A 22,456-nucleotide genomic window follows, 5' to 3' on the forward strand; every position below is an offset into this window, starting at 1 on the left:
CCTCGAACGGCTGAACCGCATCCTCAAAGGGTCCGGCGTCGCACGTGTTTTCGACGTGCCCTACGACGCACACATCGCTGAGCGCGGCCAACTGACCCTCGGCCGCCTCGACCGCGACACCTATCACGTCTTCGCCAGTGCGGGCGCCGCGATCGTGCAGCTGCTGGCCGACAGGGCCTAGAGGAGAAATTCCAAGCGCTGCGTGGTTTGAGGGGCAAGGGTGCAGCCGGCGATGATTGGCTGCGGATCCTGCTCGGCTTCGCCTCCGAGGCCCGGTGCTGCGCAAGCTCCACCCGACAACGAACTGGCCGAAAGCAATGACAGCTGTTTCGACGGCCACTGCGCGGTCGATTCGACACGGGCACATCCTCACCGGCGACTGGAACTACCCGGTTTTTCAAACCCCGCCGGCAGGCTGGCAAAACGACCGCCTCGGCTATGCTGGCAGGGCAGCCATGCTGCGCACGTCCGCTGGGAGGGGAATGCCTTGGCTCCGATTCGCACGCACCTGTACTCCTCCACGTTTTGGAGTGCCAGGCGCCCGGCGTTCCCCCTGACCGAGGGCCACTTTGTGCTCCGGCTCAATGATCCGTCCCTTGCCTTTGAGGCCGGCTCCGCCGCCGACCTGCTGCACTGCTACGCCCACCTTCGCCGGGCGTTCACCGCTGTGGCCGGAGCCACCGCCGCGCAGCTCTACATCTCGCTGAATTGGCAGCCCGTGGGTGACGCCGTCGGCGAACCGCTGGCCGAAACCTCCACGCCCACCCTGCACGTCTTCTTTGCCTTCCCTGAAAGCACGACGGCGGCATCCGCCCTCCGCCTGCCTGCCCACCAACGGGTGGCACCAGCGGGCACCGGCGCACTGGATGGGGCGCTGCAGGCCTGGAACGGCGGCACGCCGTCGGACCCCACCCCCAGCCCGAACACCCAACCCATTCCCGGGTGCCATCCCTCCGGGCCCCTTCCCGGCGACCCGGCACCGGGCGCCGATCGGTCCTGGGAACCTGAGGGCTGGTCGGAGCGGCCTTTTCACATTGCACCCGTGGGGCCAAGGCCCGGGGAGTCTTTCCGGGGTGGTCATTGGACTGCGGTTCCCCGTTTCCGTGCCGCCTCACTTGACGGTGCCGGGCCGCAGGCGTTGCTGGAGCTGGCCGGCCTGATGGAGAAGATGTCATTGCACGCCAGCCCGACATTTCAGGGTGTGACCGTGTGGGCCACCGATGAGTGGAACTCGCCGGATCCGGCCACCCTCCACCTCTTTGCCCGCCACCATGGCCACGAACCCCACCAGGTGGCTGATTTCGTGGCCGCCGGCGGGCTGGACCTGCCCGCCGACCGGCGACTGCCAGCGGAAAAGCTGCGGCCCATCGTTTACTGTGGAGAAATGACCAACAATGCCCCACTCAATGAAGACCAAACCGCCAAGGCCCTCGGCCTTGCCATGAATCTTGCCCGCGAGGGCAAAACTGCGGAGCTGGCCGAATTCCTTGACCACGGGATCCCCGTGGATGTCCAGGACCCCGACGGCAACACCTTGCTGATGTTGGCCGCATACAAGGGCCAGCCGGCAACCGTGTCGATGCTCATTGACCGCGGCGCCAATGTGGACATCCGCAATGGCCGGGACCAGTCCCCGCTGGCCGGTGCCTTGTTCAAGGGCGAAGACGTTGTTTGCGCCCTGCTTGTGGCAGCCGGCGCCGACCTCGACGCCGGAACCCCCTCCGCCCGTGCCGCAGCAACAATGTTTGGCCGCGAGCACCTGCTGGGCTGAGCCGTCCCAAGGCCGGTGCCGCCGTCGTGCGTTAACGAAGAACTGCCCGGAACCAGCCATGGCGGCTGGTTCCGGGCAGTTCGTGTTTGCTAGACGGAATCGGAGTTGACGTCCAGGTCCGAGATCTTACCGGCCTGCAGGGCCTCGATGGCCGCACGGACACCTTCACCGTAGGCCGGGTCAGCCTGGGTGCAGTTGTGGATGTGGCGCTCGATGGTGGCCTGTGAGGCACCGTCAATGGCGCGCGCCGTGTTCTCGAAGAGCACCTGGCGCTGCTCGTCCGTCATCTTTTCGCGGAACAGGATGCCGGGCTGCTCAAAGTAGTTGGCATCGTCGTCGCGGTAGTTGAACCGGTCGGCAACGGCACCAATGGCCTGTGCCGGATCGGCGTACGCCGGCTGCTCGGGCCAGCGGCCGTAGGAGTTCGGCTCGATGCCGGGGGTGCGGCCCTGGTTGCCGTCAACGCGGCCCTGGCCGTCACGGTGGTACGTGTTGGCGGTGGGGTTCTTCGGTGCGTTGACAGGGATCTGGTGGTGGTTCACGCCGAGGCGGTAGCGCTGGGCGTCGCCGTAGGAGAACAAGCGTCCCTGCAGCATGCGGTCCGGAGAGAAGCTGATGCCCGGAACCACGTTGGCTGGTGCGAAGGCAGCCTGCTCAACGTCTGCGTGGTAGTTTTCGGCGTTGCGGTTCAGTTCCCACTCGCCAACCTCGATCAGCGGGTAGTCCTTCTTGGACCACACCTTGGTGAGGTCAAACGGGTGGTACTTGTACGTTTCGGCTTCGGCCTCGGGCATGATCTGAACCATCAGCTTCCACTTCGGGAAGTCGCCGTTCTCGATCGAGTCGAAGAGGTCACGCTGGCTGGATTCGCGGTCGCCGGCAACGAGCACCCCGGCTTCTTCGTCGCTCAGGTTCTTGATGCCCTGCTGCGTGACGTGGTGGAACTTGACCCAGAAACGCTCGCCGGCATCGTTGATCAAGCTGAAAGTGTGTGAGCCGAAGCCGTGCATGTGGCGGTAGCCGTCAGGGATGCCGCGGTCGGACATGACGATCGTGACCTGGTGCAGCGACTCCGGGAGGTTGGTCCAGAAGTCCCAGTTGTTCTCGGCGCTGCGCATGTTGGTGCGGGGGTCGCGCTTGACGGCGCGGTTCAGGTCGGGGAACTTCAGCGGGTCGCGGAAGAAGAACACGGGGGTGTTGTTGCCCACCAGGTCCCAGTTGCCTTCGTCGGTGTAGAACTTCACCGAGAAGCCGCGGATGTCGCGCTCGGCGTCGGCGGCGCCGCGCTCACCGGCAACGGTGGAGAAACGGGCGAACATTTCCGTCTGCTTGCCAACCTCCGAGAAGATGCTGGCCTTGGTGTACTTGGAGATGTCATTGGTGACAGTGAACGTGCCGAAGGCTCCGGAGCCCTTTGCGTGCATGCGGCGCTCGGGGATGACCTCGCGGCTGAAGTGGGCCAGCTTTTCAAGGAACCACACGTCCTGCAGCAGCATCGGGCCGCGGGGTCCGGCCGTGAGGCTGTCCTGGTTGTTGGCAACTGGGGCGCCTGCGGCCGTGGTCAGCGGCGAGGTGTTCTCGATAGTCATCTTTATTTATCGCTCCTTGTGGTGTTCGACGTTAAAACAATTCATAAGTCTGTTGGTGCTGCAATCAGCCAGGCAGGCAGTCGGGACAGGTGCCCCAGTAAATAACCTCGGCCTCATCAATGGCAAACCCATGGCTGTTTGAGGCATGCAGGCAGGGCGCTTCACCCACGGCACAGTCCACATCCGCGATGTTCCCGCAGTTGCGGCACACCACGTGATGGTGGTTGTCGCCCACCCGGGTTTCAAAGCGGGCCGGCGAGCCCGAGGGCTCGATGCGGCGCACCAGTCCGGCCTCAACCAGTGCTGCCAACACATCGTAGACAGCTTGCTTGGACACACTGCCCAACTCCGTGCGAACGGCGCCAATAATGGTGTCGGCGTCCGCATGCGGCGCCGCACTGACTGCACCAAGAACGGCAACGCGGGGACGTGTCACGCGCAGTGAAACTGCCCGCAACATCTCCTCAACGTTCCGCTCTTCAACCATGCCCCAATACTGTCAGCTTTTCTGGACTGAGTCCAGTAAGGAGAGGTTAGCGGGGTGTTCATTCCTCCACAGCCCAGGCTTGCTGGGGCTCCATGCACAGTTGACCGGGTGCCACTGGTGCCGTTCCAGCCGCGTCCATAGGCTCGTTGCATGGACACTTTTACCGGAATTCCCGCGGCAGCAATTGAGTTTTATGCCGCTCTTGAGGGCAACAACAACCGGCAGTGGTGGCTGGAGCACAAGGACAAGTACGACGCCGACGTGCTGGCCCCGCTCACGGCGCTCCTGCGCGGGCTGGAGCCCAGCTTCGGCCCCGGCAGGATTTTCCGGCCGCACCGGGACATGCGGTTTGCCGCCGGCACGGAACCATACAAAACAGCCCAGGGGATGTTTGCCTCAAATTACGAGGGGGTGGGGTTTTATCTTCAGCTTGGCGCAGACGGCCTGCTCATCAGTGGCGGCTACCGTTCAGCTTCACCCGCCCAATTGTCGAGATACCGGGCGGCCGTGGACGCCTCCGCCAGCGGCAGGGCGCTGACGGCCATCATCGAGGGGCTGGCGGAATCCGGTTTCGCCATTGCGGGGCAAACGTTGAAAACCCTGCCGCGGGGCTTCCCGACGGAGCACCCGCGCCCTGGGCTTCTCAGACACAAGACGCTCAGCGCCGCCATCGCGCCGGGGCGGCCTGACTGGCTGAATACCGCCGCTGCCCAAGCCCACATAGCGGGGCACTGGGAACAGCTGCGGCCTTTGATTGACTGGGTTGTTCGTTACGCGGCACCGTAACCATCAACCCACTCCGTCAAGGGTTGCGGCCCTCCTTAGCCGAGCCGCTTCAGGTAGTACTTCATCGGGGCGTGACGCATCCGCCGCGGCGTAATCCGCATCAGGACGGCAGTCCCGGCGAACAAGGCGCGCAGCAGCCGCTCCTTGCGCGGGGACCAACTGAACTCGTACATCTCCCGCACAGCCGGAGGGAGCATCCCCACCGTCAGATACCGGGCCAGGGGCATGAGCGCCTTGACCCAGCCCGGCGCCTGTTTGGCTGCCAACAGTTCCGTGGCGACGTCCCGGACGGTTGCATCCACACTGAGCAGTCCCAGTTGCCGTTCCCAGTACACGGCAAAATCGGCACGTGATGCGGGCCAGAGTTCGGCCGGCATGCCCAGGGCGGTCCCCAACACCGCATAGCTTTGGTACACCGACTCTGCATCGGCCGCCGACAATGCCGGAAACAGTGCGTCATGGCTTTGGCAGGCCGAGTCGTACAGTGTGGCGGCAACCCATAATTGCAGTTCCGGGTCGGCTGCGTCATAGGCCGGCGACCGGGCGCCGGCCGCGGACTTCACGGGTCGATGGGCGCGTTGGACCTGCCGCTGCACACTCTTGCGTTGCGCCGGCGTGCCGTTGCTGAGTGCGTAGATGTAGCTCAGTGTGCCGTGGAAGCGCTTCATCGGATCGGCAGCGAAGCTTGAGTGCCGCGCCACCCCGTGGCCCACGGCAGGATTGGCCAGCTGCAGCAGGATGGCCCTGCCCGCCCCTGCCAGCAGCACCGCTTCCGGTGCCACATCCGCCAGTGACTTGGGTTCCCCGCCCGCTACGTTTTTCATTCCGCCCATGCCGGGCCGCCTGATCCATTCATGCCCTCCAGCGTGGCACAGGCTTCTGTGTGGATGCAGGCAGGCGCAAAGGGCCCGCCGGCTATTTAGTCTTCAATGGGCCGGGCTGAACAATTCCGGCTGCTTGCTCGCGGCGCAGCCGCGAGTTCCAATAGCCGTAGCTGAAGTAAAACACCAGCCCCACCACGAGCCAGACGGCGAAAAACACCCATGTCAGCGTGGCCAGGTTCAACATCAGGTAGATGCACAACAAGGTGGAAAGAATGGGAATGACCGGTCCGAAGGGGACGCGGAAGGCCGGTGTGAGGTCGGGGCGCTTGCGTCGGAGCACCAAAATGCCGATGCTCACCATGACAAATGCGCTGAGCGTGCCAATGTTGATCATTTCGCTCAGCAGTTCCACAGGCGTAAAACCTGCCAGAACGGCCACCAGGACGCCGCTGAGGATCTGGGTTCGGGCCGGAGTTGCACGGCGGTCGGAGGTCTTGCTGAGTCCGCGGGGCAGCAGGCCGTCGCGGCTCATGGCCATCATGACGCGGGCCAGACCCATCAGGAGCACCATGATGACGGTGGTGAGGCCGATCAAGGAGCCCAGCGAGATGACCACCACGGCCCATTCGGCACCCACCAGGGAGAATGCCGTCGACAGGGAGGGGGCGTCCGCTGCGGCAAGGTCCTCATAAGACACCATGCCTGTCACTGCCAGCGTGACAAGAATATATAAGACGGTCACCACTGCCAGTCCGGCGAAGATGCCCCGCGGCAGTGTTTTTGCCGGATCCTTCACTTCTTCGGCACTGGTGGCCACCACATCGAAACCAATAAAGGCAAAGAACACCAAGGCGGCACCCGAGATGAGTCCGGCAAAGCCGTACATGGCGGGCTCGGCTCCCGTGAGCAGCGACAGGAACGGTTGCAGCTGCCAGGACGTGTCGGTGACGGGGGCCGGCTGGGACGGCGGCACGAAGGGTTGGTAGTTTTCAGCCTTGACGTAGAAGAAGCCCACCACAATGACAAACAGCACGATGCCAATTTTTATCAAGGTGAAGACGTTGTTGATGCGTGCCGCAAGCTTGGTGCCCATGACCAAAATGAAGGTGAAGACCGCCACAACCACCAGCGGCCCCCAGAATACGGTGAACGGACCAACGGCAAAGTTGGACGGGACGTTGAGGTTGACCGCCTCGAAGAAGTTGCTGAGGTAAATGCCCCAGTACTTGGCAATGACGGAGGCTGCCATGAGCAGTTCCAGAATCAAGTTCCAGCCGATGATCCAGGCCAGAAGCTCCCCCACCGTTGCGTAGGTGAATACGTAGGCGCTGCCCGTGACAGGGATCGCCGTGGCAAATTCCGCGTAGCACATGATGGCCAAGGCACAGGTGACGGCCGCAAGCACAAAGGAAATGGTGACGGCAGGGCCGGCATGGTGTGCGGCAGCCTCTGCCCCTACCGAGAAGATGCCGGCGCCAACGGCCACGGCAACGCCCATGATCATCAGGTCCCAGGTGGACAAGGTGCGCTTGAGGCCGCGGCCGGGCTCGTCGGCATCAGCCAGGGAGCGCTCAATGGATTTAGTTCGGAGCAAATTCATGGAAACCGCTTAATCGTCGGGTGTTTTGGAACCCACCTACAATAGCGAACCGCTATCAGAATCAATGCACTTTGAATACGTCGTCTCGCTCAGTGAGACTCGCGGGCGGCACTGAACCCCACTGGCGCCTACTTCTTGGAGATGTTGACCATCTGTTCGCGGTCCACAACCTTCACACGCTCGCGGGTGATCTCCAACCCCGGGGCCGGGACGTAACTGGCGCCCAGGTGCTTCTCATGGGCGTCGAGCTTGTTCCAGCCCTCCCACGTGGTGAATTCAATCCCGCGGGATTCCAGCAACTCCACGATTTCAGCTTCGCCGGGATGCGCCGCAACCGGAAGGCCAAGCCGGTCTTCGAGGAGGCAGCCAATGGTTTCGAGGGCGTCGCCCTTGGTGCTGCCGATCAAGCCGACCGGCCCGCGCTTGATCCATCCCGTCGCATACAGGCCGGGCACCTGGGCGCCGTCGGCACCCAGCACGCGTCCGCCGTCGTTCGGAATGACCCCGCGGCGGGTGTCAAAATCCACCTCGGACAGTTCCGAGCCAAAGTAGCCGACGGCCCGGTAGACGGCCTGGACCGGGTAGTCGATGAATTTGCCCGTGCCGCGGACGTTGCCGGTGCCGTCGAGTTCATTGCGCTCAAACCGGATGCCGGAGACACGGCCGTCGGTGCCCGTGATTTCCACGGGAGTGTGCAGGAAGTGCAGGTGCAGGCGGCGCGACGCCGGAACCCGGCTTTCGTCGTGTTCTTCCGCCAGCCAATTGGTCAGCGTGTTGACCATGATCTTGACCTGGTTGTTGCTCTTGATGGCCGCGTCGGAGGCTTCGTCGAAGTCGAAGTCCTCGTCGTAGAGGATGATGTCCACGTCGCGGGAGTGGGAGAGCTCGCGCAATTCCAGCGGGGTGAACTTCACCTGGGCCGGGCCCCGGCGGCCAAAAATGTGCACGTCGGTGACGGGTGATTCCTTCAGCCCGGCGTAGACGTTGTCGGGGATTTCAGTGATGAGCATGTCGTCCGGGTGCTTGGACAGGACGCGGGCCACGTCCAGGGCCACGTTGCCGTTGCCGATGACGGCGATCTCCTTCGCGTGCAGGGGCCATTCGCGGGGAACGTCGGGGTGCCCGTCGTACCACGAGACGAAGTCGGCACCGCCGTAGGAGCCGTCCAGGTCGACGCCGGGGATGGCCAAATCGGCGTCCCTGGTGGCACCCGTGGCAAAGATGACGGCGTCATAGAAACTGCGCAAATCGGCGAGCGTCAGGTCTCGGCCGTACATGACATTGCCGAAGAAGCGGATGTCCCCGCGATCCAGGACCTTGTGGAGGGCGTTCATGATGCCCTTGATCCGGGGGTGGTCGGGTGCCACACCGTAGCGGATCAGCCCGTAGGGGGCCGGCTGGGATTCAAAAATGTCGATGCTGACGTGCACGTCGCCGCCGGAGACTTCCTGGGACTTCGTCAGAATGTCTGCCGCGTAGACACCCGCCGGGCCACAACCAATGATGGCGACGCGGAATGGGCGGGTGGCGCTCGAGTTAGCCAAGAAAGAAGTCCTTCCGAACTGTGAATCGCAACATCAAGGGAACAGGGACCAGGAACACTGCATCAACTGTCGCACAGGGAGGCGCTAATTAAGCACCACTTAAGTAGTCTAATTGCCAACATGCGGGGTCCGTAAGGGCCGGCGAATGAAAGTGACCAACCACTCACGGGCCCGGTGCGCTGCCGATGAGTTTACCGTGGACCCGCAGCGTCTCGGGGACGACTGGCCACCATCGGCCAGGAGCCCGGCCCCCGGGCCTGCCCAACCGTCCAATGGCGGCCAGTCACCTGCAAGTGGATATGGATTATCTGGCCCATCAGTGTTGTTATGGGGGTTGTGACCCGAAGCGAACCCCAAACAACACCAGACCCCCGCAAACAACTGAAGGCGGGCAGGCCGGCCCGGTCCCGTGGCGCGACGGGGACCCTGTACGGCGTCGGCGCCTACGGCCTGTGGGGCATGATGCCCATTTACTTCACGTGGCTGGTCCCCGCCAACAGCATTGAAATTGTGGCCAACCGCGTGGTCTGGTCGGTGGTCTTCTGCGCCTTGATCATCACCGTCAGCCGCGGCTGGGGAAAAATTGGCACCGCCATCAAGAACCGGCGCATCATGGGCACCCTCAGCGTTGCCGGCCTGCTGATAGCCGTCAATTGGCTGACCTATGTTTTTGCGGTGACCACCGGCCACGCCATTGAGGCTTCCCTCGGCTACTTCATCAACCCGCTGGTTTCCGTGCTGATCGGAGTCCTCGTCCTGAAGGAAAAGCTCCGGCCGCTGCAGTGGACGGCAGTGGGCGTGGGCTTCGCGGCAGTTGTGGTGCTGACCTTCAGCTACGGCAAGCTGCCATGGATCGCGCTGGTGCTGGCGTTCAGCTTCGGCAGCTACGGGTTTGTCAAAAACCGGGTCGGCGGCAAGGTCGACGCCATCACCAGCCTCAGTGTTGAAACCGCCGTGCTGACCCCGCTCGCCCTCGCGGCCATGATTATTGTGACAGCCATGGGCCAGGCGACACTGACAGGGATGGGTGCCGGGCACTTTTGGCTGCTCGCCTCAACCGGCATTGTCACCGCCGTCCCGCTCTTGTTCTTTGGCGCCTCCGCAAGCCGGCTGTCCATGACTGGGATTGGGCTGCTGCAGTTCATGACCCCGCTCATCCAGTTCATCATGGCCATCACCTTGCTCGGCGAACACATGAGCTACGAACGGTGGATCGGATTCGCCATTGTGTGGGTGGCCCTGGCCATTTTGATCGCCGACATGCTCCTGGCCCACCGCCGCACATCCCGAATACGAAAATTTGCCGTAGCTTAGCTTTAACGCTCCCGAGGAAAGGCACAACCATGGAAACCGAGAATTTCGACCTGTTGGTAGTGGGCGGCGGCAAGGCAGGCAAGTCCCTGGCCATGGATCTGGCGACAGCCGGCCAGCGGGTGGCCATGGTGGAACGTGGCATGATCGGCGGCACCTGCATCAACGTCGCCTGCATCCCCACCAAGACCCTCGTCAACAGCGCCCGCCTCCTGGCCGTCACCCGCCGCGCCGCTGAATTTGGCATCACCATCCCCGCCTCCCCCGCCATTGACATCGACCTGCTGCGTGCCCGCAAGGAGGACGTCGTCGGCACCATGGTGGCCGGCCAGCGCAAGTCCTTCCTCGGCTCCGGCATGGATTTGGTGATTGGCCAGGCCCGCTTCACCGCGCCTCGCACCGTTGAGGTGACGGACGACGGCGGCACCCGCCGCACGCTGTCCGGCACCAGTGTTGTGGTCAACACCGGGATGGTGCCGCTGGTCCCCGAGCTGCCCGGCCTGCGTGCGGCGGAGCCCCTGACCAGCACCACCATCCTGGCCCTGGCCGAACTTCCGCCCAGCATTGTCATCCTGGGCGGCGGCTACATTGGCTGCGAGTTCGCCTCGATGCTCGCCATCATGGGCGTGTCCGTCACCGTGGTGCAGCGCGCCGACGTGCTGCTCCCGCGAGAGGACGCCGGGGTGTCGGCGGCCGTTGCTGCCGCGTTGGAGGCCGACGGCGTCTCGGTGCGGCTGGGCGTTGCGGCCGAATCGGTGTCCCGCGCCGGTGGCACCGTCACGGTGTCCCTTTCCGACGGCACGCAAGCCACGGCTGCGGAGATTTTGGTGGCGGTGGGGCGCACGCCTGTCACGGAGGGCCTGGCACTTGACGCTGCCGGCGTCGAGCTGACAGGCCGGGGCCTGATCACGGTGGATGACTTCCTGCGCACCACGGCAGAGGGCGTGTGGGCGGCCGGGGATGTCGCCGGCACACCCCAATTCACCCACGCGTCGTGGAACGATTACCGGATCCTGAAGGCCAACCTGTTGGCGGGACCGGACGGGACGCTGCAAAGCACCAGGGACCGGCTCATTCCCTACTGTGTTTTCACCACACCGGAGCTGGGCCGGGTCGGACTGTCCGAGGCGGAGGCCAGGGCCGCCGGCCACGACGTCCGCATGGCAACCATGCCTGTCTCGGCCATTCCACGGGCCCGCACCGTGGGCCAGCTGGATGGCATCTGGAAGGCTGTTGTTGAACGGGGCACCGACCAGATTCTGGGCGTGTCCTTGTTGGGCCATGAAGCCAGTGAGGTGATCGCCGTCGTCCAGATGGCGATGCTTGGCAAGCTCCCCTACCAGCGGCTGCGCGACGCTGTCATCGCCCACCCCACCATGGCGGAGGGGCTGCAGCTGCTGTTCAGCGACGCCTTCCTGGAGCAGTAAGCACCACTCGTGCGTCGGGTTAGATGCCCTGCGCCTGGAAGTCGCGCGGCACCACGACCATCGGGACCGGCAGCGCCCGCAGAATCTTGTTGGCTGTGGACCCAAGGAAGATCTTGCGGTGCGCGGCCAGGCGGCTGGAGCCGACGATGACAAGTTCGCCCGACTTCCAGCCGATCCCGTCGACGGCTTCTTCAATGTTGCGGCCGTGGGCAAGCGTGACGGTGACCTTGGTGTCCGGGAGTTTGGCGGCGGCCTCGCTCAGCACCGTGTTCACATGCTGTTTGGCCGGGCTCAAGGCGTTGGCAAGGTCAAAGTCCGACTGTTCCAGCTGGTCGATCTCAACCACTGAAACCAGCCGCAGCGGCACGTGACGCCTCCCGGCGGCTGCGGTTCCGACGTCGAGCACTGCCTGCCAGCCCTCCCGCATTCCGGTCATGACGGTCAGCCGGGTGAGCGGATCCCTGCGGTTGTAGCCGCGCGGGGCCAGTGCCACCGGGACCGGCGAGGCGTGCAGCAGGCCGTTCGCCACCGAGCCCACGGTGAACCGCTTGAACAGCCCGTTGCTCGCGGCGCCGACAACGATCAACGCGGCATTGTCTTCCTTGGCCGCGGCACTGAGCCCGTGCACAAACGAGTCGGCAACCCGGGTGGAAAAAGTCGCCGTGACACCGCCGGGCACCAGGGACAGGGCCTGCTTTTCCAGCCCGGGGGCAGCCGTTTTTCCGTTGTGCACCACGTTGACGAGGTGCAGCTCGGCACCCTGGGTTTTTGCGATGACGCCGGCAAGGGCAACGGCGTCCGCGCCTCGCTCATCAGGCCGGTATCCCACTACATATTTCATGAACAAACCCTTCGGCAGACCCCTGGATGCAGCACGGCACTGCGCCCCGTGAGGCGTTTGTAGCACTGACTGTACAGCGGCGGGGCGGTTCGGAACAGGGCCGGCTGAAACCGCGTCCGGACCGTCGTCCGCCCTGCATTGGTTCAGGCCGCTTCGTCCACACCGCCGACGCCGGACCCGTCAATTTCCGACCCCGGTGCACCCGCCGCACGGCGCGGCGTGAGCGCGAGGCTCAGGACTGCCCACGCAAGGACCACGAGTCCCGCGAGCAGCAGGGGCGGGCCAAGGAACCGTGCCAAGACAGCCCAGTCCGAATGGCTGAGGACATCTCCCGAGGCGGCGTGGACGGTGACGGTTCCAGTTGCCAGCGGGAACAGGTAGGACGCGAACAAGGCACACATCCCCGCCGCAGCCGTGGCAGCCCCCAGCACCAGGGCACGCCGGGCTGAGGGACGGCCGCCCGTAGGCAGCACTTCGCCATCAGGCGAGCCGGCCCGCCACCGCCGCGGCACCACACACAACGCCGCCAGCATGAGCACGGCCACGGCAAACAGCCAGGTTCCCACGGGCATCACCAAATACGTCCAGGGCGTCTGCTGCCGTTCGGCATAGCCGGAGCCCTGCAGATTCATAACCTCCGGAAACAAGAACGTCGCAAACAAGAACACCCAGCCGGCCACCCCCGCGGCGAGCGCCAGCAAGCCGAACGCGGCACGGAACCCCACCTCCGCGGCCGCACGCCGGCGGGAAGCGAGGAACAGCAGCGCACCAAGAATGCCGACGCCGGTGCCCAGCAGTGCGGGTGCAGCCGAGGAAATGAGCTCGCCCCACGGCTGAAGCGTGATGCCCTGAGACGCACTCGGGTCCGCAGTGGCGGCCGCCGGCAGCCAATACTGCACCGTCAGGGAAAACACGCCCGCGGCGAGCATCACGAGGGCGGCGGCCAGGGGGACCGGCCAGCGCCACGCCGGCCACTCGGCGGAAGCGCCGGCTGCAGGCGTCGGAATTTCTTGGGGTGTTGGCGTCAACTCGGGGCCTGGGCGTTCGGGCACGGGGCCGGGGCGTTCGGGCACGGGCTCCACCACGATTTCCGGTTCCCGGGCGTGCGGCCCGGATTCTTTCGAGGGGACCACGGCCGCTGCGCTGATTTCGGCAACTGTCGCGGCGGACACATCCGCCCCGTCCCCACCGGGCTGGAACATGGCCGGATAACGTTCATCAAACTGTCTCGCAGCCATGCCACCCCGATGTGCCGTAAGTAATGGAGAATGCTCCTGCCCAGCTTACCCACCCGGCGCCGCGCGTGCCCGCATGACGTGGGGCTGCGCCCCGGTGGGCCACAAGCCCGGACGGGGCGCCGCCGTCGTGCTCCAAGTTGCGGGTATTTGGATCCGGCCCCTTGTCCTGCCGGCGGAATCGGCTTAAGGTCAAAAAATCAGCTGGCAAAGGACAGGGCGGTCCACCCATGAAAACGAAACGATTGGCGCTTGCGGCGATGGCCGTGTTCGTCATGGCCGGAACCGCACTGGCGGCGCCCGGCGCAGCCGCAGCGGCCACGCCTGACAATGGCTCCATCGCCGCGAAATATGCGGCGAACCCGCACCTTGGCTACGCCATCACCCCACTGCGCTGCTCGCTGCCGCAAGGGGGCTGCTACCGCGCGTACCGGAACGGCAGCATCTATTGGTCCGCGGGCACCGGGGCGCACATCGCCACGGGCGCCATCGCCGGGCGGTGGGCATCCTTCAATTGGGAACGCGGCTTCCTCGGCTTTCCCAAAACGGACGAAAACTGCACCCTCGTCAACGCCGGCTGCGTGCAGACATTCCAGGGCGGGCGCATCTATTGGCAGCCCGGCGCGGGTGCCAACCCGGTCGCGGGCGGGATCGGGGCCACGTGGGACCGGACCGGCGCCGAGCGGGGCCCCCTTGGCTACCCGATCAGCGGTGAAAACTGCACGCTCGTCAACGGGGGCTGCGTGCAAAAATACCAGGGCGGCTACGTCTACTGGCAGCCATCCACGGGTTCGTACCCGGTCCACGGCGGCATCGGCGCAAAATGGGTCCAGATGGGCTACGAACGCAGCCCGCTGGCCTATCCCGTCAGTGACGAGCGCTGCGGCGGGGCGCCGCCAAGCTGCGTCCAATACTTCCAAGGCGGCACCATCACGTGGCCCACAAGTGCCGGTGTCAGCGTCAATCCGTATCCCTCCAGCACCGGCGTGGTGGTCAACAAGCGCAGCCCCAATGCACCCATCAACCAAACGCCGCCTGACTTGGTCTGGGCCGGTTCCCAACTCATGCGCAGCGAGGCCGCCACGCACATGGCGCAGCTGGTCTCCGGCGCATCCGCGGCGGGCGCGCCGCTCACCATGGTCAGTGGTTTCCGCTCCTACGACACCCAGGCCGGCCTCTACAACTACTACGTGTCGCAGTATGGGCGGGTCGTGGCAGACACCATCTCCGCACGTCCGGGCTTTAGCGAACACCAAACCGGCCTTGTCATGGACGTCGGCAACCCAAATGGGGCTTGCTCCCTCCAGGCGTGCTTCGAAAACACGCCAGCCGGTCAGTTCGCCAGGAACCACGCCTGGCGGTACGGCTTCATCATCCGCTACACGTGGGGCAATGACTGGACCACCGGCTACACGTACGAGCCCTGGCACCTGCGCTACATTGGCGTCCGGACCGCCACCAACATGCACAACCGCGGCTTCCAAACACTGGAGCAATACTTCGGACTCACCCCGGCACCGTCGTATTGACCAAAACAAAAGCGGCACCCCGGTGAGCCAAAAGCCCAACCTGGGTGCCGCCGTCGTTCCCCACCCGCCACCTAACCTCATACCTCGGCCAGGGAACCCCGCGGGCGTGGGCCCAAAACGCTAGACTGCTGCGCGGATGGCGTCCACTAGGACGTCCAGGCCGTCGTTGAGCAGCTCGTCGCCGATGACCAGCGGCGGGAGCAGGCGGATGACGTTGCCATAGGTGCCGCAGGTCAGGATGATGACCCCGGCCTGCAGGCAGGCGCCGGCGATCGCCTTGGCAGCCTCCGCGTTGACTTCCTTGGTGGTGTGGGCGGTGCCGGGCTTGACCAGTTCGATGGCCATCATGGCGCCGCGGCCGCGAATTTCACCGATGATGCCGGCGTCGCCCATTTCCTCCACAAGTGAGTTGAAGCGGTCGGTGACGATGCGCTCGATGTTGGCGGCGCGGCCGTTCAAGTCGTGGTCCTTCATGGTCTTGATCGCTGCCAGCGCTGCCGCACAGGCGACGGGGTTGCCACCGTAGGTGCCGCCGAGGCCGCCCGGGTGCACTGCATCCATCAGGTCCGCGCGGCCCGTAATGGCGCTCAACGGCAATCCGCCGCCGATGCCCTTGGCCATGGTGATGATGTCGGGGACAACGCCTTCGTGCTGGCTCGCGAACCACTCGCCGGTGCGGCAGAATCCGGACTGGACCTCGTCGGCGATGAAAACGACGCCGTTGTCCTTGGCCCAGGCGGCCAGGGTGGGCAGAAATCCGTCGGCCGGGACGATGAAGCCGCCCTCACCCTGGATCGGCTCGATCAAGATGGCCGCGACAGAGTCCGAACCGATCTGCTTCTCGATCATGGAAATGGCCCGGCGGGCCGCTTCCTCGCCCTTGATGTCGGCTTCTTCGCGGTACGGGTAACTCATCGGCACCCGGTAGATCTCGGGTGCGAACGGGCCAAAGTTGGTCTTGTACGGCATGGCCTTGGCTGTCAGTGCCATGGTCAGGTTGGTGCGGCCGTGGTAGGCGTGGTCGAAGGCAACGATGGCGTCGCGGCCAGTGGCCAGTCGGGCCACCTTCACGGCGTTCTCGACGGCTTCGGCCCCGGAATTGAACAGGACAGTGCGCTTCTCATGCGCGCCGGGAGTCAGCGCGTTCAGTTCCTCGGCAACCGCAACGTAGCTTTCGTACGGGGTGACCATGAAACAAGTGTGCGTGAAATGGCCGACCTGCTCTCGGACGGCGTCAACAACGTTGGCATCCGAGGCACCGACAGAGGTGACGGCGATGCCGGAGCCCAGGTCGATGAAGGAGTTGCCGTCAACGTCGGTGAGGATGCCGCCGTCGGCGTCGGCAACATAAACCGGCACGCTGGAGGCGACGCCGCCGGCGACCACGGCCTTGCGCCGGACGTCGAGGGCTGCGGACTTCGGTCCGGGGAATGTCCCCAGAATCTGGCGCTTTTGGGCAAGGCGGTACTGAATATCTGACATGGACATTCCTTTCAAAGTGGCGAAATTCAAGCTGATTTTTTGATGCTAGGCGTCCAGGTTGCTCATGACGTGCTTGATCCGGGTGTAGTCCTCGACCCCGTAGATGGACAGGTCCTTGCCGTAGCCCGACTGCTTGAAACCTCCGTGGGGCATCTCGGCCGTGAGCATGATGTGGGTGTTGATCCACACGGCGCCAAAGTCCAGATCGCGCGAGACCCGCATCGCCACGCCGTGGTTTGACGTCCAGACACTGGATGCCAGGGCGTATTCGACGTCGTTGGCCAGCCCGACTGCCTCTTCCTCGGTCTTGAACGACTGCACGGTGATGACGGGGCCAAATGTTTCCTGCTGGACTATGTCGTCAGTCTGCTTCACGCCGTCAACCACTGTGGGTTCGAAGAAGAATCCCTTCTCACCAACGCGCTTGCCGCCGGTCACAACTGTTGCGTAGTCGGGGATGTTTTCGACAACCTTGACCACCGAGTTGAAGTGGTTGACGTTGTTGAGCGGGCCAAAGTAGTTCTTGGATTCGTCCTCGTTGCCCGTTTCCAGGCCCTTTGCCGCGGTGGCCAGCGCGCTGACGAACTCGTCATGGGCGGATTCCTCAACCAGCACGCGGGTGATGGCCGTGCAGTCCTGTCCGGCGTTGAAGAAGGAGTACTCGGCAATTTCCTGGGCGGTCTTCCCCAGGTTGGCGTCGGCAAAGACAATGGCGGGGGCCTTGCCGCCCAGTTCCAGGTGGGCACGTTTCAGGCCCTTGGCGGCACCCGTGGCGACAGCAATGCCTGCGCGGACGGATCCGGTGATGGACACCATGGCAGGAGTCTTGTGCTCCACCATGGATGCGCCCGTGGCGCCGTTGCCCAAAACGAAGTTCAGGACACCCGCAGGGACAATGTCCTTGGCAATGTCGGCAAGGACCAGGGTGCTTTCCGGGGTGGTGTCGCTTGGTTTCACCACGACGGTGTTGCCCGCGGCCAGTGCCGGACCAATCTTCCAGATGAGCATCAGGAAGGGGTAGTTCCATGGAGTCACCTGGGCGATGACACCCACGGGTTCACGGCGCACATAGGAGGTGAAATTCTCCATGTATTCACCGGCGGAGCGGCCTTCCAGCAGGCGGGCGGCGCCGGCAAAGAAACGCAGCTGGTCCGCACCTGCAGCCACTTCCTCGTCAGCGATCATCTGCCTGACCTGGCCGGTATTGCGGTGCTGCGCCTCCACCAGTTCGTCGCTGCGGGCTTCAACGGCATCCGCCAGCTTCAGCAGCACGCTTTGGCGCTGCCCCGGGGTGGCATGCTTCCACGTCTTGAAGGCAGTTGCCGCCGCGTCCATGGCGGCATCCACATCGGCCTGGCTGGAGATCGGGGCCTTGGCAACTATTTCGCCATTGCTGGGATTGACGATGTCCAGGGAGTCGGGCCCGGTGACGGGGACGAATTCTCCATTGATGAAGTTCTGCAAGGTTCGGACCACAGTGTTCAACCTCTTTAGCTCGATGTGGGTGAAGCGGACGGTGCACCGCATATGCGACAGCCTAAGCCCGGAACGGCCCCCACGCGAATAGTCAAGTGCACCACGGCTCTTCATCCACGTAGTGCGTTTGTATAGTTGATGCATGGCACTTTCCTTGGCAGACCTTTTAAGCACACAGGCCCTGCACCTGCAGAATCTGGGTTCCAGCAGAACACCCCTGGCGGCAGCCATCGACTGGGTTGCCGTGACCGAACTGGAGAATCCACAGTCGTTCCTCAGCGGCGGCGAGCTGGTCCTGACCACCGGGGCACGGCAGAGCACCGCCGACGCCCAGCGTTCCTTTGTCAGGCAGATCAAGCGGGCGGGCGCCGTCGGAATTGGGTTCGGCATTGGTTTTGAACATGCAGCAGTGCCGCCGGCGCTCATTGCCGAGGCAAACCGCTGGGCGGTGCCGGTGGTTGAGGTGCCCTACAGCACGCCGTTCATTGCCATCGGAAAGCTGGTTGCCGATGCCCGCTCCTCGGATCATTACACCAAGCTGGAACGGCTGCTGCGCGAACACCAAGTGCTGGCCCGGGCGCTGCTGACAGGCGGCGGCCTGCCGGCGTTGCTGAAGAAGCTGTCGTCAATGGTGGCCGCGGACGTGGCCGTCACCCAATACGGCGGGGAAGTTGCCGCAACATCCGTGGGCGCCGAGCCGTCCGAGGGGGCGTGGCATGCGGTGGCGCTGTCGACGGGAAAGCGCGACGCCAGCACCCTCTGGCTGCGCAATCCCTTCCAGGACGACGGGATTGTCGACTATGCCCGCGGACTCATCAGCATCGAGCTGAACAATCTGGTGCAACGACGGCAAAGTGCACGCCAAATTGCGGGGCAGGTCATTGCCGACATCGTCCGGGGCACGCTGGAACCGGCCGATTCAGCGGCCCGGCTGGAGAACTTGGGCATTGCCCCGGCAGCCAAGAATTTCGTCTTGATCGTGAGCGCGGACGAAGGCAAGTTCCCCACCCTGGCAACAATTTCGCTGCCGGCCGGGCTGGAAACCGCAGTTGCCGCCACTGTCAGTTCCGACGGCCGGCATGAACTGCTGCTTGTGGTCCCCACCCAGGCAGGTGACCCGGCAGTTCTGGGCAGGGCCCTGAGCCACCAGATGCACAACGTCGGCATCATTGCACCGGTGGGAATTGGCGGCGCATATTCGCAGGCCAACGGCTTGCGCTGGAGCTATTTTGAAGCCCGGGAGGCTGCTTCGCGCGGCATGGAAGTCAACGTTCCGGAGCGGTTGAGCCTCACCTCCCTGCTGCTGGCCAGTGAGGACGTGCCCATGGCCGACATGGCTTCCGAAGCGCTGGGTCCGCTCACTGCCTTCGACGCGGCACACGGCGCCGAGCTTGTCGACACCCTGGAAACTTATTTGCGGCTCAATGGTTCCGTGGCCGCGGTTGCCGAAGCCCTGGCCCTGCACAGGAACACCGTCCGCTACCGGCTCACCCAGATTGCGGAGCTCACCGGTTATGACCCTGCGCTGACGCCCGACCGCGTGCAATTGTGGCTGGCCCTGGCGGTGCGCAGGTTGTCGCCGCCCGCCTGACCCCCGGCGCCACCGCAGCACACCGCTTAGACATCAAACGTCTAACGTTTTACTATTGAGGTGATGCCCCAAACTCTTCAGCACCCCCAGCCCCCTGCCCAGCCAACCGCAGCCGCACGTCCGAAACCCGCGCCCAAACCCCGAAAATGGCTCGTGGCCGCGTTCGGGATACTCGCCATCATGCTCATCGGCCTCAACCTCCGTGCAGGCATCTCCAGCGCTTCGGCCCTGTACCACGACCTGCAGCTGGTCCTCGGCTACGGCCCGCTCACCGCCGCGCTGCTGCCGTCCATCCCCACGTTGTGTTTCGCCATTGCCGGGGCGGCAACCTCATGGCTGGTCCGCCGCGTGGGCGTGGAGAAAGCCATCGCCATCGCCCTTGCCACGCTGACCGCGGGGCTGGCGCTGCGGGCGGTTCCCAGCGTGGGAATGCTGCTCCTGGGCACCGTGGTGAGCATGTCCGGGCTCGCGGTCTGCAACGTGGCCATGCCGTCGTTCATCCGCGAACATTACGCGCACAGGACCGCCGCCATGACGGGCGTCTACACCATCCCCATGTCGCTCGGCGCCACCATCTCGGCGGCCGTCAGCGTGCCCCTGGCCATGCAGCTGGACTCGCCGTCGCTGGGCCTGGCCGCGTGGGGCATCCTGTCGGTCGTGACGCTGCTGGCCTTCATCCCGATCGCCGTCGCCGCGCACCGCCGCCCCAACGCCGCACCGAGCCCGGCCACGTCACCGTGGAAACTGCTCAAGACCCGCCAGGGCCTGCTCATCACCGCGTTCTTCACAATCCAGGCCATTGCCGCGTACTCCATCATCAGCTGGCTGCCACTGATACTGATCGACGGCGGCCTCGACCCCGCCGACGCCGGCCTGATGCTGGGCCTGGCCCAGGTGGTCACGGTTGTCACGAACATCGGCCTGCTCGCCCTCGCCAGCCGCCCCGGCGGTTTGCGCCTCGCGTTCATGCTGGCCACCGGCTCCTACCTGCTGGGCGCCGTCGCGCTTCTGGCACTGCCCGCGCAGGCCGCCGTCGCGCCCGCACTGCTCCTCGGTTTCGGCTTTGGCGTGTTCGCCCTGGTCCTGGTGGTGATCAGCAAAAGCGGAAGCACGACGTCGGAGGCCACCGCCATGTCAACCGCCGCCCAGTCGGTGGGTTACCTTATTGGGACGATGGGCCCGTTTGGCTTGGGCCTGGCGCACAGCCTCAGCGGCGGCTGGACCCTGCCGTTGATCTTGTTGGTGGCTGTGGCCAGCGCGCAGGTCGTGTTGGCCTGGCTGCTCACCTCCACCAAACGGGACGGCGCTTCCCGGGACAGGGGCGGCCGGAACACGGGCGCAACGACTCTTGTGCCGCTGACGGAAGGAGGACCAGCATGAGCCTGACACCTTCACACCGCGAACCCCTGGCGCAGGAGGTCACCGGGAAGCTGCGAAACGCGATCAGCTCGGGATTGTGGGCGGTCAACGAACGCATCCCGTCCGAGCAGGAACTCATGAAGGAACTTGGCGTTTCGCGCGGCACCTTGCGGGAGTCCGTCAAGTCGCTGGCCCATGTGGGCATGCTGGAAGTGCTACGGGGCGACGGCACCTATGTCCGGGCAACAAGCGAGATCGCCGGAGCAACGCAAAAACTCATTGGCCAACACGGCAACCAGCATGTGGTGGAGGTCAGGCTGGCACTTGACACACGGGCTGCACGGCTGGCCGCGCGCAATGCCACCCACGCACAAAAAGGTGAGATGCACGCCCTGCTGGCGGATCGGCGTCGTGCCTGGGAAGAGAAGGACGTGGCCGGCTGGGTTGCCCATGACTGGGGATTCCACGTGGCCGTGGCCCGCGCGTCAGCGAATCCGTTGCTGGCCGATTTGTATGAATCGTTCGGCGACGTTTTCCGCAGCAACCTCGAACATCATGGTGCCGGACAGGGCACGGGCTGCGCGCGGGAAGGCCACGAGGACCTCCTTGCGGCCATTGAGGCCCGCGATCCGGACGCGTCGATGGCAACCGTCACCGCAAACTTGAACTCCTGCCTGAACGAATTTCGGGCGTAGCTGCTCGAGCCTTGTCCGGGGCCCTGCACTGCGCGTAGTCTTTTGAGCACTTTCTGCCGAAGGGGTGCAGCATGACTGTTTCCGATGATCGGGTCTCCGCGTTCCGCCGCTTGCACTCCACAGGGTGCTTCGTGATGCCGAATCCGTGGGATCCCGGGAGTGCGCGGGCCCTGGCACAGCTGGGATTTCCCGCGTTGGCAACCACCAGTGCCGGATTCGCCTGGACGATGGGCCGCCCCGACAGCAAGGCCACGATCGACGAGGTGCTCGCTCACCTTGGCGCCGTGGTTGATGCCGTCGATGTTCCGGTCAATGCAGACTTCGAGGGTGGCTACGCGGTTGAGCCTGACCTGGTCGCGGCGAATGTCACGCGGGCCGTGGCCACGGGGATCGCGGGACTGTCCATCGAAGACGCCTCGGGAGATCAGGAGGAACCGCTCTTCGACTTCGAACTCGCCGTGGCGCGCATCCGCGCCGCCCGTCAGGCGATCGACGAGAGTGGAACCGGCGTCCTGCTCACCGGCCGCTCTGAAGGTTTTGTGTGCGGCCGCCCCGACATCAACGAAACGATGTGGCGCCTCCGTGCCTATGCCGACGCCGGCGCCGACTGCCTCTACGCACCCCGCATCACCTCCGTCGAGCATGTCAGCGCCATCGTCGCCGCTGTGGCGCCCAAGCCGGTGAACCTCCTGGTCAATGCACCCTTCATGGCCGTCGCGGAAGCAGCGCGCCTCGGAGTGCGGCGGATCAGCGTGGGCGGCACGCTCGCGCGCACCGCCTGGGCTGGATTCCTTGGGGCCGCCACGGAGATCGCCGAAAACGGCACATTCACCCGGTTCGAGCACCTTCCCAATGTCGATGGGCTTCTCGGCGGGTAATCACCTTGGCGCATGAAAATACCGCGGCTCA

The 22,456-nt window shown here is 64.7% G+C and carries 18 protein-coding genes and 1 pseudogene; 10 read left to right on the forward strand and 9 right to left on the reverse strand.

What is annotated here, in order from left to right; genetic code table 11:
* Together ACT3TS_RS04180 and ACT3TS_RS04185 are read left to right on the forward strand one after the other, a co-directional pair.
* Positions 1 to 181: pseudogene (locus ACT3TS_RS04180) on the forward strand (MinD/ParA family ATP-binding protein); the annotation flags it as partial.
* A gap of 306 nt (positions 182 to 487) precedes the next feature.
* Positions 488 to 1,771 (forward strand): ankyrin repeat domain-containing protein, encoded by a 1,284-nt coding sequence (locus tag ACT3TS_RS04185; protein WP_444530233.1) that lies wholly within the window; start codon positions 488 to 490, stop codon positions 1,769 to 1,771.
* A gap of 89 nt (positions 1,772 to 1,860) precedes the next feature.
* Here the strand turns inward: ACT3TS_RS04185 and ACT3TS_RS04190 are convergent, their stop codons facing one another.
* Together ACT3TS_RS04190 and ACT3TS_RS04195 are read right to left on the reverse strand one after the other, a co-directional pair.
* A complete protein-coding gene (locus ACT3TS_RS04190; RefSeq protein WP_444530234.1) occupies positions 1,861 to 3,360 on the reverse strand; it encodes a catalase in 1,500 nt (499 codons plus the stop codon).
* Positions 3,361 to 3,424: 64 nt separating this feature from the next.
* On the reverse strand, positions 3,425 to 3,847 hold the full coding sequence (locus ACT3TS_RS04195) for a Fur family transcriptional regulator (protein ID WP_444530235.1): 423 nt from the start codon (positions 3,845 to 3,847) through the stop codon (positions 3,425 to 3,427).
* A gap of 150 nt (positions 3,848 to 3,997) precedes the next feature.
* Between ACT3TS_RS04195 and ACT3TS_RS04200 the strand changes: the two genes are divergently transcribed.
* Positions 3,998 to 4,633, forward strand: coding sequence for a DUF2461 domain-containing protein (locus tag ACT3TS_RS04200; RefSeq protein ID WP_444530236.1), 636 nt, complete (start codon positions 3,998 to 4,000; stop codon positions 4,631 to 4,633).
* A gap of 35 nt (positions 4,634 to 4,668) precedes the next feature.
* On the opposite strand, the gene ACT3TS_RS04205 is transcribed toward ACT3TS_RS04200, so the two are convergent.
* From ACT3TS_RS04205 to ACT3TS_RS04215, 3 genes are all read right to left on the reverse strand, one after another.
* Positions 4,669 to 5,457, reverse strand: coding sequence for an oxygenase MpaB family protein (locus tag ACT3TS_RS04205; RefSeq protein ID WP_444530237.1), 789 nt, complete (start codon positions 5,455 to 5,457; stop codon positions 4,669 to 4,671).
* A gap of 91 nt (positions 5,458 to 5,548) precedes the next feature.
* Positions 5,549 to 7,057, reverse strand: a complete 1,509-nt coding sequence (locus ACT3TS_RS04210; protein ID WP_444530238.1) for an amino acid permease — start codon at positions 7,055 to 7,057, stop codon at positions 5,549 to 5,551.
* A 128-nt stretch (positions 7,058 to 7,185) separates the two neighbouring features.
* On the reverse strand, positions 7,186 to 8,601 hold the full coding sequence (locus ACT3TS_RS04215) for an FAD-dependent oxidoreductase (protein ID WP_444530239.1): 1,416 nt from the start codon (positions 8,599 to 8,601) through the stop codon (positions 7,186 to 7,188).
* Positions 8,602 to 8,928: 327 nt separating this feature from the next.
* Here ACT3TS_RS04215 and rarD point away from each other — a divergent pair, with 327 nt between their 5' ends.
* Positions 8,929 to 9,915, forward strand: coding sequence for an EamA family transporter RarD (gene rarD / locus ACT3TS_RS04220; RefSeq protein WP_444530240.1), 987 nt, complete (start codon positions 8,929 to 8,931; stop codon positions 9,913 to 9,915).
* 29 nt (positions 9,916 to 9,944) lie between these two features.
* The gene (locus ACT3TS_RS04225) at positions 9,945 to 11,339 is read left to right on the forward strand and encodes an FAD-dependent oxidoreductase (RefSeq protein ID WP_444530241.1); all 1,395 of its coding nucleotides are present in this window, start codon (positions 9,945 to 9,947) and stop codon (positions 11,337 to 11,339) included.
* A gap of 19 nt (positions 11,340 to 11,358) precedes the next feature.
* Here the strand turns inward: ACT3TS_RS04225 and ACT3TS_RS04230 are convergent, their stop codons facing one another.
* Positions 11,359 to 12,180: a universal stress protein gene (locus tag ACT3TS_RS04230; RefSeq protein WP_444530242.1), complete on the reverse strand. Its 822-nt coding sequence runs from the start codon at positions 12,178 to 12,180 to the stop codon at positions 11,359 to 11,361.
* A 143-nt stretch (positions 12,181 to 12,323) separates the two neighbouring features.
* Entirely contained in the window at positions 12,324 to 13,418 is a 1,095-nt protein-coding gene (locus ACT3TS_RS04235; RefSeq protein ID WP_444530243.1) for a hypothetical protein, read from the reverse strand.
* 227 nt (positions 13,419 to 13,645) lie between these two features.
* On the opposite strand from ACT3TS_RS04235, the gene ACT3TS_RS04240 reads away from it, so the two are divergent.
* Positions 13,646 to 14,944 (forward strand): D-alanyl-D-alanine carboxypeptidase family protein, encoded by a 1,299-nt coding sequence (locus ACT3TS_RS04240; protein ID WP_444530244.1) that lies wholly within the window; start codon positions 13,646 to 13,648, stop codon positions 14,942 to 14,944.
* Between the two features lie 120 nt (positions 14,945 to 15,064).
* Here ACT3TS_RS04240 and gabT read toward each other — a convergent pair whose 3' ends face one another.
* Positions 15,065 to 16,426: a 4-aminobutyrate--2-oxoglutarate transaminase gene (gabT, locus tag ACT3TS_RS04245; protein ID WP_444530245.1), complete on the reverse strand. Its 1,362-nt coding sequence runs from the start codon at positions 16,424 to 16,426 to the stop codon at positions 15,065 to 15,067.
* Positions 16,427 to 16,471: 45 nt separating this feature from the next.
* Positions 16,472 to 17,953 (reverse strand): gamma-aminobutyraldehyde dehydrogenase, encoded by a 1,482-nt coding sequence (locus tag ACT3TS_RS04250; protein WP_444530246.1) that lies wholly within the window; start codon positions 17,951 to 17,953, stop codon positions 16,472 to 16,474.
* A gap of 91 nt (positions 17,954 to 18,044) precedes the next feature.
* Between ACT3TS_RS04250 and ACT3TS_RS04255 the strand changes: the two genes are divergently transcribed.
* The 4 genes from ACT3TS_RS04255 (at position 18,045) to ACT3TS_RS04270 (ending at position 22,425) form a co-directional block, all read left to right on the forward strand.
* Positions 18,045 to 19,493: a PucR family transcriptional regulator gene (locus ACT3TS_RS04255; RefSeq protein WP_444530247.1), complete on the forward strand. Its 1,449-nt coding sequence runs from the start codon at positions 18,045 to 18,047 to the stop codon at positions 19,491 to 19,493.
* Between the two features lie 63 nt (positions 19,494 to 19,556).
* Positions 19,557 to 20,873 (forward strand): MFS transporter, encoded by a 1,317-nt coding sequence (locus ACT3TS_RS04260; RefSeq protein WP_444530248.1) that lies wholly within the window; start codon positions 19,557 to 19,559, stop codon positions 20,871 to 20,873.
* Positions 20,870 to 21,547 (forward strand): FadR/GntR family transcriptional regulator, encoded by a 678-nt coding sequence (locus ACT3TS_RS04265; protein ID WP_444530249.1) that lies wholly within the window; start codon positions 20,870 to 20,872, stop codon positions 21,545 to 21,547. The genes ACT3TS_RS04260 and ACT3TS_RS04265 overlap by 4 nt, the downstream gene beginning before the upstream one ends.
* Before the next feature lie 71 nt (positions 21,548 to 21,618).
* On the forward strand, positions 21,619 to 22,425 hold the full coding sequence (locus ACT3TS_RS04270) for an isocitrate lyase/PEP mutase family protein (RefSeq protein ID WP_444530250.1): 807 nt from the start codon (positions 21,619 to 21,621) through the stop codon (positions 22,423 to 22,425).
* The last annotated feature ends 31 nt before the right edge of the window (positions 22,426 to 22,456 follow it).

The sequence above is a fragment of the Specibacter sp. AOP5-B1-6 genome (assembly GCF_052376555.1).
In the GTDB taxonomy this organism is placed as follows: Bacteria; Actinomycetota; Actinomycetes; order Actinomycetales; family Micrococcaceae; genus Specibacter.